Origin of the sequence: Pseudomonas extremorientalis, from assembly GCF_024584605.1 — a bacterium.
In the GTDB taxonomy this organism is placed as follows: Bacteria; Pseudomonadota; Gammaproteobacteria; order Pseudomonadales; family Pseudomonadaceae; genus Aquipseudomonas; species Aquipseudomonas extremorientalis.
Genome location: NZ_CP089519.1, coordinates 3,992,224 through 4,008,456 on the forward strand (window position 1 = coordinate 3,992,224; position 16,233 = coordinate 4,008,456).

A 16,233-nucleotide genomic window follows, 5' to 3' on the forward strand; every position below is an offset into this window, starting at 1 on the left:
CTTCATTGCCTGATCCGGCCTCATCGGGGTGCCCCCTCCCACATTTTGATCTGTGAACACATCCAAGTGTGGGAGGAAGCTTGCCCCCGATGCAGGCGACGCGGTGTTACTGCCCGCTGCGCATCAGCTCTTTAGGCACGTACTTGCCAATCTCGAACTTGCCGATGGCCGCCCGGTGCACTTCGTCCGGGCCGTCGGCCAGGCGCAGGGTGCGTTGCATGGCGTACATGTAGGCCAGCGGGAAGTCGTTGGAAACGCCGGCGCCGCCGTGAATCTGGATTGCGCGGTCGATCACCTTCAAGGCCACGTTCGGCGCCACTACCTTGATCTGGGCGATTTCACTCTTCGCCACTTTGTTGCCCACGGTGTCCATCATGTACGCCGCTTTCAGGGTCAGCAGGCGCGCCATGTCGATCTCCATGCGTGAGTCGGCAATCTTGTCGATATTGCCACCCAACCGGGCCAGCGGCTTGCCGAACGCGGTCCGGCTGACGGAGCGTTTGCACATCAATTCCAACGCACGCTCAGCCATACCGATGGAGCGCATGCAGTGGTGGATACGGCCTGGACCGAGGCGGCCCTGGGCGATTTCGAAACCCCGGCCTTCGCCGAGCAGGACGTTTTCATAGGGTACGCGGACGTTGTCGAACAGCACCTCGGCGTGGCCGTGAGGCGCGTCGTCGTAGCCGAACACCGGCAGCGGGCGCACGATTTTCACACCCGGGGTGTCCACTGGCACCAGGATCATCGAGTGCTGCTGGTGGCGTGGCGCATCCGGGTTGCTCAGGCCCATGAAGATCAGGATCTTGCAGCGCGGATCGCAGGCCCCGGAGGTCCACCATTTCTTGCCGTTGATCACCCATTCGTCGCCCTGGCGCTCGGCGCGGGCGGCCATGTTGGTGGCGTCCGAGGAAGCTACGTCCGGCTCAGTCATGGCGAAGGCTGAGCGGATCTCACCGCGCAGCAAGGGCTCCAACCAACGTTGCTTCTGTTCTTCGTTGGCGTAGCGCACCAGCACTTCCATATTGCCGGTGTCGGGGGCGGAACAGTTGAACGGCTCCGGGCCCAGCAGGGAGCGTCCCATGATTTCGGCCAGTGGCGCGTATTCGAGGTTGGTGAGGCCGGCGCCCAGTTCGGATTCAGGCAGGAACAGGTTCCACAGGCCTTCGGCCTTCGCCTTGGCTTTCAACTCCTCCATGATTGCGGTGGGCTGCCAGCGGTCGCCTTCGCTGACCTGGCGTTCGAACACCGGCTCGGCCGGGTAAACGTAAGCGTCCATGAACGCAGTGACGCGTTCACGCAGTTCCTGAACCTTGGGCGAATAGGCGAAATCCATGAGCAGCTCCCTTCTCTGAGAGGTTGTTTAGGTCATGCAATCGATGCTAGAACAGCGTTGATAATTTACCTAGCCTATTCTCGGCGTGTATTAACATTCATCACCGATATATGATCGACGTATGGCCACCTAACAATAAGAGCGCTGCGAAATGAATCTGAGCAAGGTCGACCTCAACCTGTTTATCGTCTTTGACGCGATCTACACCGAAGCCAACCTGACCCGCGCCGGGCAGATTGTCGGCATCACCCAGCCGGCGGTGTCCAACGCGCTGGCGCGCCTGCGTGAGACCTTCAACGACCCGCTGTTCGTGCGCACCGCCCAGGGCATGGTGCCGACGCCGATGGCACAGAACATCATCGGCCCGGTGCGCAATGCGCTGTCGTTGCTGCGGGTATCAGTGCAGGAAAGCCGCATCTTCAACCCGCAACAGGCGGCCAAGACCTACCGCATCAGCATGACCGACCTCACCGAGGCGGTGATCCTGCCGTTGCTGTTCCAGCGCCTGCGCCGCCTGGCGCCCACGGTGGTGATCGAGAGTTTCCTGTCCAAGCGCCGCGAAACCACCAAGGAACTGGCCGCCGGGCGCCTGGATTTTGCCGTGGATGCGCCGCTCAACACCGACCCGCAGGTGCGCCACGTCAAGCTGATGGAAGACCGCTACGTGTGTGCCATGCGCAAGGGGCATCCGCTGGCCGGCAAGGACAAGCTCACGCTGGATGACTATCTGGGGCTGACCCACATCCATATTTCCAGCCGGCGCAACGGTCTGGGCCATGTGGACCTGGCCCTGGGCAAGATGGGCATCCAGCGCAAGATCGCCCTGCGCTCCCAGCATTACCTGATGGCCTCGCAGGTGCTGCAGCAGACCGACATGGTCATGACCGTGCCCGAGCGCTTCGCCCGCCGCCATGAACTGCACTGGTTCAACCTGCCGGTCAACGACGTACCGCCGGTGGAAACCCATCTGTACTGGCACGAAAGCACCGACCAGGACCCGGCCAACCGCTGGATGCGCGAGCAGATGATCGAGTTGTGCCAGCAGGTCACGGCCCATGAGAAGAAGCTGGATAAACAACAGGCGTGAGGTTAGCGAGCCCCCTGTGGGAGGGGGCTTGCCCCCGATGGGTCACGCCGCGACCCTTGACGTTTACGTCAACCTGCCAGTAGCTTAACGCCAAGACCTCCTTGAGCGCCCCCATGAGCACGACTTACAGCATCTCCGACCTCGCCCGCGAGCTCGACATCACCACCCGCGCCATTCGCTTCTACGAAGAACAAGGCCTGCTGGCCCCGGAACGCCGGGGCCAGGAGCGCATCTACTCGGCGCGCGACAAGGTCAGCCTCAAACTGATCCTGCGGGGCAAGCGCATCGGTTTTTCCCTGGCCGAGTGCCGCGAGCTGATCGAACTCTACGACCCCACCAGTGGCAACCACGTGCAACTCAACAGCATGCTGGCAAAAATCGCCGAGCGCCGTGAGCAGCTGGAACAGCAACTGCTGGACATCGAACAGATGAAGCTGGAACTGGACACCGCCGAAGAGCGCTGCACCCAGGCCCTGGCCCACACCCTGCGCCAGGCCGACCACTGATCAGAAGGTAATTGCCATGTCCCTCCCCTCACACGTGCGCCTGGTGGAAGTCGGCCCGCGCGATGGTTTGCAGAACGAAGCCCAACCCATCAGCGTGGCGGACAAGGTCCATTTGGTGGACGCCCTCAGCGCTGCCGGCTTGCGCTATATCGAGGTCGGCAGTTTTGTCTCGCCCAAGTGGGTGCCGCAAATGGCCGGTTCCGCCGAGGTATTTGCGCAGATCCAGCGCAAGCCCGGTGTGACTTATGGTGCGCTGGCGCCGAACCTGCGCGGGTTTGAGGACGCGCTGGCGGCTGGCGTTAAGGAAGTGGCGGTGTTTGCCGCTGCGTCCGAGGCGTTTTCCCAGCGCAATATCAATTGCTCCATCAATGAAAGCCTGGAGCGCTTCGCGCCGATCATGGCGGCGGCCAGGCAGCATGGGGTCAGCGTGCGGGGCTATGTGTCCTGCGTGCTGGGGTGCCCGTATGAAGGCGAGATCGCGCCGGAACAGGTCGCGGCGGTGGCGCGGGAGTTATATGCCATGGGCTGCTACGAGGTGTCTCTGGGCGACACCATCGGCACCGGCACGGCAGGCGCCACGCGGCGGCTGTTCGAGGTGGTCGGGGCGCAGGTGCCACGGGACAAACTGGCGGGGCACTTCCATGACACCTATGGCCAGGCCATCGCGAATATCTACGCCAGCCTGCTGGAAGGCATTACGGTGTTCGACAGCTCTATCGCGGGCCTCGGCGGCTGCCCCTATGCCAAGGGCGCCAGCGGTAACGTCGCCACCGAAGACGTGTTGTACCTGCTCAACGGCCTGGGCATCGAGACCGGTATCGACCTTGAGGCATTGATTGGCGCGGGGCAGCAGATCAGCAGCGTACTGGGCCGGCCAACAGGATCGCGTGTGGCCAAGGCGCGTAACGCCGGTTGAGTAGCTTAGCCGTGACAATGTGTTACCGCACGCCTACACATCGAGTAACACGGGAACATATTTTGTCGTATTTGCCGTAGGCCAATCCCTACGCAAAAATCAACTCATTGATTTTAAAGGGTTTTAAAAAGTTGGCACGGCTTCTGCTATCTCTATCGCATAACAAGAATAAAAAGCGCCAAACCTAATAAAAATAAGACGAAACGACTCTGACATAACAAAAACAACACGGCAGAGACGCAGCTAACAGATTTTTTTGGAGAAGATGTGCTTCGCAGGGTACGGCATGCCGAAACCCGCAACCGGTCAGAGAAAAATAAAACTACCTCAGGTAGCTGCCCACTGGTTGAATCATCACGAAGAAGCAGATCAGCGCTCAAAAAAATACGTTTGCTCTTGATCCCGGATGGGGGTCGCCAAAAACAGCGGTAAAGGGTAACGGTTGCCAAAAACAACAATAGACCGCCCCTCAATAATAAAAAAAGAGCACGCAACGACAAATTAAAGGGGACCCTCGGGTCCCCTTTGTGCATTCAGGGATTTACTCCTGCCCTGCCCCCAACTCCTCCATGGAAATCTCGCGCATGCGGAATTTCTGGATCTTGCCCGTTACCGTCATCGGAAACTCCTCTACGAACTTGAAGTGCTTGGGCGTCTTGAAGTGCGCGATGCGGCCCTTGCACCAGGTTTGCAGCTCCAGTTCATTGGCGACATGGCCGGGGTGGAACTTGATCCAGGCGACGATAGCCTCACCGTAGCGCGCATCCGGAATGCCGATGACCTGCACATCCGCCACCGCCGGATGGGTAAAGAAAAACTCCTCCAGCTCACGCGGGTACACGTTCTCGCCGCCGCGAATGATCATGTCCTTGTTGCGCCCGGCGATGCATACGTAGCCGTGGGCATCCATGCTTGCCAGGTCGCCGGTGTGCATCCAGCCGGCGTCGTCGATGGCCTCGCGCGTGGCGTCGGGGTTGTTCCAGTAGCCGAGCATCACGCTGTAGCCACGGGTGCACAATTCGCCGATTTCTCCACGCCCCACCGTGTTGCCGTCTGCATCGATGATCTTGCTTTCCAACTGTGGCTGGGTGCGCCCGACCGTGGTCACACGGCGCTCCAGGTCATCGTCCGCTCCGGTTTGCAGCGACACCGGGCTGGTCTCGGTCATGCCGTAGGCAATCTGGACCTCGCGCATGTGCAGTTCGCTGATGACCCGGCGCATCACCTCGATGGGACACGTGGCGCCAGCCATGATGCCGGTGCGCAGCGTAGACAGGTCAAAGTCGCCCAGCTGTGGGTGATCGAGCAGGGCGATGAACATGGTGGGTACGCCGTAAAGACCGGTGGCGCGTTCTTCGGCGACGGTGGTGAGGGTCAGCAGCGGGTCGAAGCCGTCGTTCGGATAGATCATGGTGGTGCCATGGGTGATGCAGCCCAGGTTACCCATGACCATGCCGAAGCAGTGATACAGCGGCACCGGGATCACCAGGCGATCTTGCGCGGTCAGGCCCAGGCTTTCGCCGACCATGTAGCCGTTATTGAGGATGTTGTGATGACTGAGGGTGGCGCCCTTGGGGAAGCCGGTGGTGCCGGAGGTGTACTGGATATTCACGGGCTGATCGAAGTGCAGGCTGGCCTGGCGACTGTGCAACTGTTCGGGCGCAATGCCAGCGCCGAGCGCGGCCAGTTGCGACCACGGCATGAACCCTGCGGGCGGGTTGGGATCGAGACTGATGAGGCCGCGCACGTCGGGTTTCAGCTCCTGCAGCATGGCGTGGTAATCGGAGCTTTTGAATGAGCCGGCGCACACCAGCCACTGACAGCCGGACTGCTTGAGCACGTAGTCCAACTCGCTGCTGCGATAGGCCGGGTTGATGTTGACCAGGATCACCCCGAGCTTGGCGCTGGCAATCTGGCTGATGCACCACTCGACGCAATTGGGTGCCCAGATGCCCAGGCGGTCGCCCGTTTGCATGCCCAGGGCCATGAACGCCCGCGCGTGCAAATCGACAGTCTCCGCCAGTTGTCGCCAGGTGTAGCGGCGTTGTTGATGACGCACCACCAGGGCCTCGCCATCGGGGAATTGCGCAACGGTTCGGTCAAAGGCTTGGCCAATCGTCATGGCCAGCAAGGTCTTGTCCTGTGAGCCGCGGCTGTAGCTCTGGTTCGGTTGTTCCATAACGACCCCTGTTGTCTTTTTTGTAGGTTGACGTAAACGTAAACTACGATTGACAGCGCCGTAACGCAAGCTTACGTTAACGTAAAGGTGAGCGCCCTCCCCTGGCGCCCCATCCACACAACAACAATGCTCACATTAAGGTGCCTGTCCATGAGTTACCCGTCCCTGAACTTCGCCCTCGGTGAAACCATCGACATGCTGCGCGACCAGGTGCAGTCCTTTGTGGGCAAGGAAATCGCGCCCCGTGCGGCGCAGATCGACATCGACAACCTGTTCCCCGCCGACCTGTGGCGCAAGTTCGGTGACATGGGCCTGCTGGGCATCACCGTGCCAGAAGAATATGGCGGTGCCGGCCTGGGTTACCTGGCCCATGTGGTGGCCATGGAAGAGATCAGCCGCGGCTCGGCTTCGGTGGCGCTGTCCTATGGCGCACACTCCAACCTGTGTGTGAACCAGATCAACCGCAACGGCAATCACGCGCAGAAACTCCAATACCTGCCCAAGCTCATCAGTGGCGAACACGTCGGCGCCCTGGCCATGAGCGAGCCAAACGCCGGCTCCGATGTGGTCTCGATGAAGCTGCGCGCCGATAAGCGCGGCGACCATTACGTACTCAACGGCAGCAAGACCTGGATCACCAACGGCCCCGATGCCAGCACCTATGTGATCTACGCCAAGACCGACCTGGAAAAAGGCCCGCACGGCATCACCGCGTTTATCGTCGAGCGCGACTGGAAGGGCTTCAGCCGCAGCAACAAGTTCGACAAGCTGGGCATGCGCGGCTCCAACACCTGCGAGCTGTTTTTCGATGAGGTGGAAGTGCCCGAAGAAAACATCCTCGGCGCGCTCAACGGCGGCGTGAAAGTGCTGATGAGCGGCCTCGACTACGAGCGCGTGGTGCTCTCCGGCGGCCCTACCGGAATCATGCAAGCGTGCATGGACTTGATCGTGCCCTACATTCACGACCGCAAGCAGTTCGGCCAGAGCATCGGCGAATTCCAGCTGATCCAGGGCAAGGTTGCCGACATGTACACCCAGCTCAACGCCAGCCGCGCCTACCTCTACGCGGTGGCCCAGGCTTGCGAGCGTGGCGAGACCACGCGCAAGGACGCCGCCGGGGTGATCCTCTACAGTGCCGAACGCGCCACGCAAATGGCCCTGGACGCGATCCAGATCCTGGGTGGCAACGGCTACATCAACGAATTCCCGGCCGGGCGCCTGCTGCGCGACGCCAAGCTGTATGAGATCGGCGCCGGCACCAGTGAAATCCGGCGGATGCTGATCGGTCGCGAACTCTTCAACGAAACCCGCTGAAGGAGCGCACCATGGCCACCTTGCACACCCAGCTCAACCCGCGTTCGGCGGAGTTTGCCGCCAACAGCGCGGCGATGCGCCAACAGGTCGACGCCCTGCACACCCTGCTCGCCCACGTGCAGCAAGGCGGCGGCGCCAAGGCACAGGAGCGACACACCTCACGCGGCAAGTTGCTGCCGCGCGAGCGTATCAATCGTTTGCTCGACCCGGGCTCGCCGTTCCTTGAACTCAGCCAACTGGCCGCCCATCAGGTGTACGGCGAAGACGTGCCGGCCGCCGGGGTGATTGCCGGGATCGGCCGCGTGGAAGGCGTCGAATGCATGATCGTCGCCAACGACGCCACGGTCAAAGGCGGCTCCTACTACCCGCTCACCGTCAAAAAACACCTGCGCGCCCAGACCATCGCCGAACAGAACCGCCTGCCGTGCATCTACCTGGTGGACTCCGGCGGCGCCAACCTGCCGCGCCAGGACGAAGTGTTTCCGGACCGCGAGCACTTCGGGCGGATCTTCTTCAACCAGGCCAACATGAGCGCCCAGGGCATCCCGCAGATTGCGGTGGTGATGGGTTCGTGCACCGCCGGTGGCGCCTATGTGCCAGCCATGGCCGACGAAGCAATCATGGTGCGCGACCAGGCCACCATCTTCCTCGCCGGTCCACCGTTGGTGAAGGCGGCGACCGGTGAAGTGGTGAGTGCCGAAGACCTCGGCGGTGCCGATGTGCACTGCAAGATTTCCGGGGTGGCCGATCACTATGCCGACAGCGATGAGCATGCACTGGCGCTGGCCCGGCGCAGCGTGGCGAACCTCAACTGGCGCAAACAAGGCCAGTTGCTGCAACGTTCGCCGGTAGCTCCGCTGTACAGCAGTGAAGAGTTGTACGGCGTGATCCCGGCCGACGCCAAGCAGCCGTTTGATGTGCGCGAAGTCATTGCACGGCTGGTGGACGGTTCGGTGTTCGATGAATTCAAGGCGCTGTTTGGCACCACCCTGGTGTGCGGCTTTGCCCACCTGCACGGCTACCCGATTGCGATCCTGGCCAACAACGGGATTCTGTTTGCCGAAGCCGCGCAAAAAGGCGCGCATTTTATCGAGCTGGCCTGTCAGCGCGGCATTCCCTTGTTGTTCCTGCAGAACATCACCGGCTTCATGGTCGGCCAGAAGTACGAAGCCGGCGGCATCGCCAAGCATGGCGCCAAGCTGGTCACCGCCGTGGCCTGCGCCAAGGTGCCGAAGTTCACGGTGATCATCGGCGGCAGCTTTGGCGCGGGTAACTACGGCATGTGTGGCCGCGCCTATGACCCGCGCTTTTTGTGGATGTGGCCGAACGCACGGATTGGCGTGATGGGCGCCGAACAGGCGGCGGGGGTGCTGGTGCAGGTCAAGCGCGAGCAGGCCGAACGCGCCGGTACAGCGTTCAGCACGGAAGAAGAAGCCGCGATCAAGCAGCCGATCCTCGACCAGTACGAAACCCAGGGCCACCCCTACTACTCCAGCGCACGCCTGTGGGACGACGGTGTGATCGACCCGTTGCAGACCCGTGACGTGCTGGCGCTGGCCTTGTCCGCGTCGCTGAATGCCCCCATCGAGCCGAGCCGCTTCGGCGTGTTCCGCATGTAAATGGAGCTGTACCCCATGAGCGATTTCAACACCCTCGAACTGATCACCGATTCCCGTGGCTTTGCCACGCTGTGGCTCAGTCGTGAAGCCAAGAACAACGCGTTCAACGCCGAGATGATCCGCGAACTGATCATCGCCCTCGATCGGGTACAAGGCGATCCGTCCCTGCGCTTCCTGGTCCTGCGCGGGCGCGGCAAGCACTTCAGCGCCGGCGCCGACCTGGCCTGGATGCAGCAGTCGGCCGAGTTGGATTACCACACCAACCTGGACGATGCCCGCGAACTCGCGGAGCTGATGTACAACCTGGCCAAATTGAAAATGCCGACCCTGGCGGTGGTGCAAGGCGCGGCCTACGGGGGCGCACTCGGCTTGATCAGTTGCTGCGACATGGCGATTGGCACCGATGATGCGCAGTTCTGCCTGTCGGAAGTGCGCATCGGCCTGGCGCCGGCGGTGATCAGCCCGTTCGTGGTGCAAGCCATCGGCGAACGCGCAGCACGGCGCTATGCCCTGACCGCCGAACGCTTTGGCGGCCAGCGCGCACGCGACATCGGCTTACTGGCGGAAAGCTATCCGATCGGCGAGCTGGACCATCAGGTCGAACAGTGGATCGCCAACCTGCTGCACAACAGCCCGGCTGCCATGCGCGCCAGCAAAGACCTGTTGCGCGAAGTGGGCAACGGTGCCCTCACCCCAGCGCTGCGCCGCTATTGCGAAAACGCCATTGCGCGCATCCGGGTCAGCGCCGAGGGCCAGGAAGGCTTGCGCGCGTTCCTGCAAAAACGTCCACCGAGCTGGCAGCCCCAGGAGCCGCGTTCATGAGTACATTGACAACCCTGCTGGTGGCCAACCGTGGCGAGATTGCCTGCCGCGTGATGCGCACCGCCAAGGCCATGGGCCTGACCACCGTGGCGGTGCACAGCGCCATCGACCGCGATGCACGGCACAGCCGTGAGGCGGATATCCGCGTCGACCTGGGCGGCAGCAAGGCTACCGACAGCTACCTGCAAATCGACAAGCTGATCGCCGCCGCCCAGTCCAGCGGCGCCCAGGCGATCCATCCGGGGTATGGTTTTCTGTCGGAGAACGCCGGGTTTGCCCGTGCAATTGAAGCCGCCGGGTTGATCTTCCTCGGGCCGCCCGCCTCCGCCATCGATGCCATGGGCAGCAAGTCGGCCGCCAAGGCGCTGATGGAAACCGCAGGCGTGCCCCTGGTGCCGGGCTATCACGGCGACGCCCAGGACCTGGACACCTTCCGCGCCGCCTGCGAGCGCATTGGCTACCCGGTACTGCTCAAGGCCACGGCCGGTGGCGGCGGCAAGGGCATGAAGGTGGTCGAGCACGTCAGCCAGTTGGCCCAGGCGCTCGCTTCGGCCCAGCGAGAAGCGCTGTCGTCTTTCGGCAATGGGCAGATGTTGGTGGAGAAATACCTGCTCAAGCCACGTCATGTGGAGATCCAGGTGTTCGCCGATCAACACGGGCATTGCCTGTACCTCAACGAACGGGACTGCTCGATTCAGCGTCGCCATCAAAAAGTCGTCGAGGAAGCGCCGGCACCGGGGTTGAGTGTTGAACAACGCAAGGCCATGGGCGAGGCGGCTGTGCGTGCGGCTCAGGCCATCGGTTATGTCGGTGCCGGCACTGTGGAGTTTTTGCTCGACGCGCGTGGCGATTTCTTCTTCATGGAGATGAACACGCGACTGCAGGTGGAGCACCCCGTCACCGAAGCGATTACCGGCCTGGATCTGGTGGCCTGGCAGATTCGTGTCGCCCAGGGCGAGGCGCTGCCGATCACCCAGGAACAGGTGCCGCTGGTCGGCCATGCGATCGAAGTGCGGCTGTATGCCGAGGACCCGACCAATGACTTCCTGCCTGCCACCGGGCACCTGGCGCTGTATCGCGAATCCGCACCCGGACCAGGGCGCCGTGTGGACAGCGGTGTCGAGCAAGGCGACAACATCTCGCCGTTCTATGACCCCATGCTCGGCAAGCTGATTGCCTGGGGCGAGGACCGTGAACAGGCGCGGTTGCGGTTGTTGGGCATGCTGGATGAGTTTGCCATCGGCGGGCTCAAGACCAACCTGGGTTTTCTGCGGCGCATTATCGGGCATCCGGCGTTTGCGGATGCGGAACTGGATACCGGATTCATTCCGCGCTATCAGGATGAGTTGTTGCCCGAGGCCGGTGAACTGGGTGATGAATTCTGGCAGGCAGCCGCCGCGGCATTCATGCAGAGCCTGCCACCATCGGATGGACCCTGGGCAGATAAACGCGGCTTTCGCGCCGGGCTGCCTGCCGAGATGTCACTGCATTTGAGTTGCAATGGCCAGGACCGACTGGTGACGCAGGCCGCCCAGGCGCCACAGTTGCGTGGCGAACAGTTGCTGATCGAACAACAGGGCGTGCGTCGCAGCCATCTGGCGGTACGCCATGACCACACGGTGTATCTGCGTTGGGACGGCGAGATGCGCGGCGTATCGCTGTTCGATCCGATTGCTGCAGTCGAGGCCAACCATTCCCATCAGGGTGGGCTGACAGCCCCGATGAATGGGAGCATCGTACGGGTGCTGGTAGAGGTGGGCCAACCGGTGGAAGCCGGCACGCAACTGGTGGTGCTGGAAGCCATGAAAATGGAACACAGCATCCGCGCGCCCCAGGCCGGGGTGGTCAAGGCACTGTTCTGCCAGGAAGGGGAAATGGTTGCCGAAGGTTGCACTTTGGTGGAGCTTGAAACGGCTGGTTAAAATTTTGCCGTGGCCTGTACGACGACGCCCAGGAGGCGGCAATCGTCGGTCAGCAACTGCTTCGGGTAGGTGGGATTGAGCGGCACCAGGTAACGCTGGCCGCTCTCCTCCAGCAACTGGCGAAAGGTCGCCCGGGGGCTCCCGACCCACTGGGCCACCACTAATTTACCGGGCTCGGCGGCAATGGCCGGGTCCACCAGGATCATCATGCCCGCACTGATGCTCAGGCCACTGGGTGCGGTCATGGCGTCGCCGGTGACCGGCAGCCAGAAGGCTTCGCCCCGGGCATGGTAATCCGTCAGCTCGAAGCGGGCAGCGCCGTAAGGTGTACGCGGCTCACGCACTTCGCACAACCCATTCCAATCGCTGACCGGATAACGGAAATACGGGTTGTAGTTTTTCTCCGCAGGCGGCTCATCGACCCGCTCGCGAATATCCAGCGCGACTTCCAGATAGCCCAGCCCCAGCGCCGCCAGCACCCGATTCATGTCCACCAGGCTCGGCGCACGGCGCTTGTTGAGCCAATGGCCGACGCCGCCCTGGGACATGCCCAGGCGCTCAGCCAGTTCACCTTGCGTGACCTTGCGGTCTTCCATGTTGGCCTTGACCAACGCGATCCAGTTATCCATGGGCGCTGACAATACGTCACGCAGTTTCCAGGGCAATAAACAGTTTGTAGTAATCCATAAAACGACATAAATACGATACGTACTATCATCGGGCATAAGGTTTTCGACACCCACCCCAGAGTACCGCCCCCTATGACGACAAGCCCGTATCTGCTGCCTGAAATCCCCGAAGACACCGAGCTGCACGACCTGCGCAGCAGCGGCGCCGCCAAGCGCGCATTGGACTTTTACTTGAAAGAAGATATGTCGGCACAAGGCCCTGACGATGCCCTGTTTGCCATCAAGCCAGGCATCAGCCCGGAGGAAGCCCTGGTGCACGCCTCGGACCTGTTGCGCAGCGCAGCGGCCACGGCCTATGAGTCCGCGAGCAGCCATCGCGGCACTCATCGTGACCTGGCGTTTTCGGTGGTGTATTTGATCGATATGGCGAAGGCGATGGTGGAGCGGTCGTTGCAGGCGCCGGAGGCTCAAGCGAACGGATGACAGGCGCAAAGAAAAAATATTTCTATCTCACGGATAAAAACATTTGACTTGCAAATGATAATGATTATTATTGGACCCAGCTGATCGCGAGATCAGTCGATAGACCAAGGGACCTTAGGTCGGACTCTTGGAATATCTCCTCATCAGGCTAATCACGGTTTTTGACCCGGCTCTTTGGCCGGGTCTTTTTTTTGCCAGTTTCCCTGGCATGGCTTCAGGCTAATGAAGACTGTGTGTTGCTTGATGGCGCGCATGGTAGCAAAAGACTATCGCCAAAAGAAAGCCAGTCTACCGCTCTAGCCCCCATCTTTTCGAAATAGCGCTTGAGAATCAATCTCATAGATCCTAAGCTGCTGCGGCGTCAAGGAAGACGCCCCCTCCCCCTTCGCAACAATTTTGCGTCCAGTCTTTACCAGACTCCTGTGTAAGATAGCCGCCACAACACTCATATTCAGGCAACCAGACTATGACCGTGGCCTTGACCTCCATCAGGATCAGCACCGACTTCGACAGTGGCAATATCCAGGTACTGGATGCCCACGACGCCTATCAGTTACTGCTGGCAATCAAACCCGACACGCGCAGCCAACATTACCAATGGTTCCATTTCAAGGCCGAAGGCATGCACGTGGGCCATACCCACACCTTTCGCCTGAGCAACGCGGGTAAATCGTCCTACCCACACGCATGGAGTGGCTACAACGCCGTGGCCTCCTATGACCACGTCAATTGGTTCCGGGTGCCTTCGCGCTTCGACGGGGAAATCCTGCATATCAGTTTGGAAACCCGCGAGAAGCACGCCTGGTTCGCCTATTTCGAACCCTATAGCCGCGAACGCCACGACTGGCTGATCGAGCAGGCCCTGAGTCGCGCCAATACCTGCTTGCTGGCCACCGGCAAAAGTGCCGAAGGCCGTGACATCCAGCTACTGCGTCGCGGCAAGGGTGGCGAAGGTCGGCGCAAGATCTGGATCATCGCCCAACAGCATCCCGGTGAGCACATGGCCGAATGGTTCATGGAGGGCATCATCGAACGCCTGCAACAGGACGGTGACGCCGAGCTGAAAAAACTGCTGAAGGTCGCCGACCTGTACCTGGTGCCAAACATGAACCCGGACGGAGCCTTCCACGGTCACCTGCGCACCAACGCCATGGGCCAGGACCTCAATCGTGCCTGGCAGAGCGCCAGCCAGGAGAGCAGCCCGGAAGTGTTGTTCGTCCAGCAACAAATGGAAAAGTACGGCGTCGACCTGTTTCTCGATATCCATGGCGACGAGGAAATCCCCTACGTCTTCACCGCTGGCTGCGAAGGCAACCCCGGCTACACCCCACGCATCGAGGCATTGGAAAAACACTTTCGCAGCCACTTGAGCGCCCTGACCCGCGACTTCCAGACCACCCACGGCTACACCCGCGACCTGCCGGGCGAAGCCAACATGACCCTGGCATGCAACGCGGTCGGCCAGAAATACGACTGCCTGTCGCTGACCCTGGAAATGCCCTTCAAGGACAACGACGACGCGCCCAACCCGAGGACCGGCTGGTCAGGCGAGCGCTCCAGGCAATTGGGCAAGGACGTGCTGAGCACGGTGGCCGATATCGTCACCGCGCTGCGCTGACGCCCTCTCCCGCCGGCATCACTCCTTGGTGCCGGTCATGCTCTGCAACACGCCATCGCGGCGGATCAGCCCATGGAACAACGCCGCCGCCAGGTGCAACAGCACCGTCAGGAACAGCAGGTAGGCCAGATAACCATGGGCCTTGCGCAGCACCGCGAACAATGGCGCGTTCGCGCCCACCAGCGCCGGCAGCTGCACCGAACTGCTGAGCATCACCGGATCGCCTGCCGCCGAAATCATCGCCCAGCCCAGCAGCGGCAATACCAGCATCAAGGCATACAGCACCACATGGGACACCTTGGCCGCCAACACTTGCCACAACGGCAGGTCGACGGGCAGCGGCGGTTGGCGCGTGGAGAACCGTACCGCCAGGCGCACGATCACCAGCGCCAGAATGGCGATCCCCAGCGGCTTGTGCAGGTGGATCAACCACTCATGCCGTTCCGACACTGAAGCCGCCAGGCCCGCGCCGATAAACAGCATGGCGATGATCATCAGCGCCATCAGCCAGTGCAGCAGGCGCGCCAGCGGGGCAAAAAACCGTGGTTGGGCATTCATGGCTTCGACTCCTGAGGGGCGCTGTGCAACGGGCCGACTTCACCGGCGCGGCGCAGGTAGGAACTGGCATACGCCGCCGAGCGTGCCGCCAGCAACGGGTCATTGGACGCTTCGATGCCACTCGGCAGAATCAGCGGGTCGAAATTGATGTCGCGGCAATCACCGTCCGCTTGCGGCTGGCTGCTTTGCAACACCAGCGTGCCGGCATTGATGACTTTATGCTCGCCAGTCCAGGCCTTGCTCGCATCGTCCACTGGGTCACCCGGGTTGGCCAGGGTCATGTTCAACTGCCAGCGCAGCGGCCCGGCGGCCAAGCGTTGCACCAGGTCTTGTTCCAGGTAATCACTTCCGGCTGGCGCGGTATCGCCCGGCGCATCCTGACTCTGCGGCACCACGCCCCAACGCACGGCCTGGCGCTTGCCATCGGCGCCCACCAGGTAAAACGCGTTGATACCGTTATAGGTTTCGGTCGCATAGCTGGCCGAAGGCTTGGCAGTCTTGACCCACGCCAGGAACGGCGCGGTCTCGGGGTGGGCGGCGAAAAACGCCGGCATGCTCGCCGGGTTCGGCTTGCCAGTGGCGGGCTCCGGTGCGCCGGCCTGGAGCAACTGATAGAACGCCTCGGGCGTGCCCACCGGGAACACTGGCATGCTGTTCATACCGGTGCGCCATTGCTGGCCGTTGGCCTGGGAGAACTGCACCGCAAAACTGCGGATCGGCACACTGCTGTCGGGCGCGTAAGGGTTGCCGCTGGGCAAGGCAAAGCGGCCGATCACGGGGGTCTTGGCCTCGCTGAACACTTGGGCACTGGAATAGGTGCGAGCTTCGGGCGTGCTCTCGAAATACCCGGCGACGCAGATGCCTTTGGCATGGTTACGCCGAAAGCCCGGGTGCACGCCATTGTTGGTTTCCAGCGCGTTGACCAGGGTTTTAGGACGCAGGCGCTGTGGGTCGAGGGTGCCGTTGACGTAGGCAAAGGCCCCCGCCACAACCGCAACCACGGCACTGATACCCGCCAGGCGCGCGATCAGGCTCGCGGTGCTCAACGGGGGACGAGGCGGTGATGAGTGATCTACCATGAAGGAACTCCGGGGCCAAAGGCCTTAGGGGTGAACATAAGGTCGGAGCATTAAGACGAACGCCGATCGGCTCTATTCCCTGGCCCTGGATTTATTTTCAAGCACGGGGAATAACCCTCAACGGCGCACGTCTCTCTAATCCCAGCGTAGTGACCAGCCAGATTC

The 16,233-nt window shown here is 61.7% G+C and carries 14 protein-coding genes; 9 read left to right on the top strand and 5 right to left on the bottom strand.

The window, feature by feature from the left end:
• Window positions 1-106: 106 nt before the first annotated feature.
• A complete protein-coding gene (locus LUU92_RS17850) occupies window positions 107-1,336 on the bottom strand; it encodes an acyl-CoA dehydrogenase (protein WP_028616890.1) in 1,230 nt (409 codons plus the stop codon).
• 151 nt (window positions 1,337-1,487) lie between these two features.
• On the opposite strand from LUU92_RS17850, the gene LUU92_RS17855 reads away from it, so the two are divergent.
• From LUU92_RS17855 to LUU92_RS17865, 3 genes are all read left to right on the top strand, one after another.
• Window positions 1,488-2,423: a LysR family transcriptional regulator gene (locus tag LUU92_RS17855; RefSeq protein WP_222541515.1), complete on the top strand. Its 936-nt coding sequence runs from the start codon at window positions 1,488-1,490 to the stop codon at window positions 2,421-2,423.
• A 113-nt stretch (window positions 2,424-2,536) separates the two neighbouring features.
• A complete protein-coding gene (locus tag LUU92_RS17860) occupies window positions 2,537-2,929 on the top strand; it encodes a MerR family transcriptional regulator (protein ID WP_071491993.1) in 393 nt (130 codons plus the stop codon).
• Window positions 2,930-2,945: 16 nt separating this feature from the next.
• Complete coding sequence (locus LUU92_RS17865; protein ID WP_257102418.1) at window positions 2,946-3,845, top strand: hydroxymethylglutaryl-CoA lyase; 900 nt, start codon at window positions 2,946-2,948, stop codon at window positions 3,843-3,845.
• A 541-nt stretch (window positions 3,846-4,386) separates the two neighbouring features.
• Here LUU92_RS17865 and LUU92_RS17870 read toward each other — a convergent pair.
• A complete protein-coding gene (locus LUU92_RS17870; RefSeq protein ID WP_257102419.1) occupies window positions 4,387-6,024 on the bottom strand; it encodes an AMP-binding protein in 1,638 nt (545 codons plus the stop codon).
• A 150-nt stretch (window positions 6,025-6,174) separates the two neighbouring features.
• On the opposite strand from LUU92_RS17870, the gene LUU92_RS17875 reads away from it, so the two are divergent.
• The 4 genes from LUU92_RS17875 to LUU92_RS17890 are packed head-to-tail and all read left to right on the top strand — an operon-like array spanning window position 6,175 to window position 11,701.
• On the top strand, window positions 6,175-7,338 hold the full coding sequence (locus LUU92_RS17875; RefSeq protein WP_071491996.1) for an isovaleryl-CoA dehydrogenase: 1,164 nt from the start codon (window positions 6,175-6,177) through the stop codon (window positions 7,336-7,338).
• An 11-nt stretch (window positions 7,339-7,349) separates the two neighbouring features.
• Window positions 7,350-8,957: a carboxyl transferase domain-containing protein gene (locus tag LUU92_RS17880; RefSeq protein WP_071491997.1), complete on the top strand. Its 1,608-nt coding sequence runs from the start codon at window positions 7,350-7,352 to the stop codon at window positions 8,955-8,957.
• 15 nt (window positions 8,958-8,972) lie between these two features.
• Window positions 8,973-9,779 carry a gamma-carboxygeranoyl-CoA hydratase gene (locus tag LUU92_RS17885; protein ID WP_222541512.1) on the top strand — a complete coding sequence of 269 codons (807 nt, stop codon included), beginning with the start codon at window positions 8,973-8,975 and terminating at the stop codon, window positions 9,777-9,779.
• Complete coding sequence (locus LUU92_RS17890; RefSeq protein WP_257102420.1) at window positions 9,776-11,701, top strand: acetyl/propionyl/methylcrotonyl-CoA carboxylase subunit alpha; 1,926 nt, start codon at window positions 9,776-9,778, stop codon at window positions 11,699-11,701. The genes LUU92_RS17885 and LUU92_RS17890 overlap by 4 nt, the downstream gene beginning before the upstream one ends.
• Here LUU92_RS17890 and LUU92_RS17895 read toward each other — a convergent pair.
• Complete coding sequence (locus tag LUU92_RS17895; RefSeq protein WP_071492000.1) at window positions 11,698-12,330, bottom strand: LexA family protein; 633 nt, start codon at window positions 12,328-12,330, stop codon at window positions 11,698-11,700. The two genes, LUU92_RS17890 and LUU92_RS17895, sit on opposite strands and share 4 nt — an antisense overlap.
• Window positions 12,331-12,462: 132 nt before the next feature.
• Here LUU92_RS17895 and LUU92_RS17900 point away from each other — a divergent pair, with 132 nt between their 5' ends.
• Together LUU92_RS17900 and LUU92_RS17905 are read left to right on the top strand one after the other, a co-directional pair.
• The gene (locus LUU92_RS17900; protein ID WP_071492001.1) at window positions 12,463-12,813 is read left to right on the top strand and encodes a DUF6124 family protein; all 351 of its coding nucleotides are present in this window, start codon (window positions 12,463-12,465) and stop codon (window positions 12,811-12,813) included.
• 466 nt (window positions 12,814-13,279) lie between these two features.
• The gene (locus tag LUU92_RS17905) at window positions 13,280-14,431 is read left to right on the top strand and encodes a M14 family metallopeptidase (RefSeq protein ID WP_257102421.1); all 1,152 of its coding nucleotides are present in this window, start codon (window positions 13,280-13,282) and stop codon (window positions 14,429-14,431) included.
• Window positions 14,432-14,449: 18 nt separating this feature from the next.
• On the opposite strand, the gene LUU92_RS17910 is transcribed toward LUU92_RS17905, so the two are convergent.
• A complete protein-coding gene (locus LUU92_RS17910; protein ID WP_071492003.1) occupies window positions 14,450-14,989 on the bottom strand; it encodes a cytochrome b in 540 nt (179 codons plus the stop codon).
• Window positions 14,986-16,068, bottom strand: coding sequence for a catalase family peroxidase (locus LUU92_RS17915; RefSeq protein ID WP_071492004.1), 1,083 nt, complete (start codon window positions 16,066-16,068; stop codon window positions 14,986-14,988). Before LUU92_RS17915 ends, LUU92_RS17910 begins: the two co-directional genes overlap by 4 nt.
• Window positions 16,069-16,233: the final 165 nt, after the last annotated feature.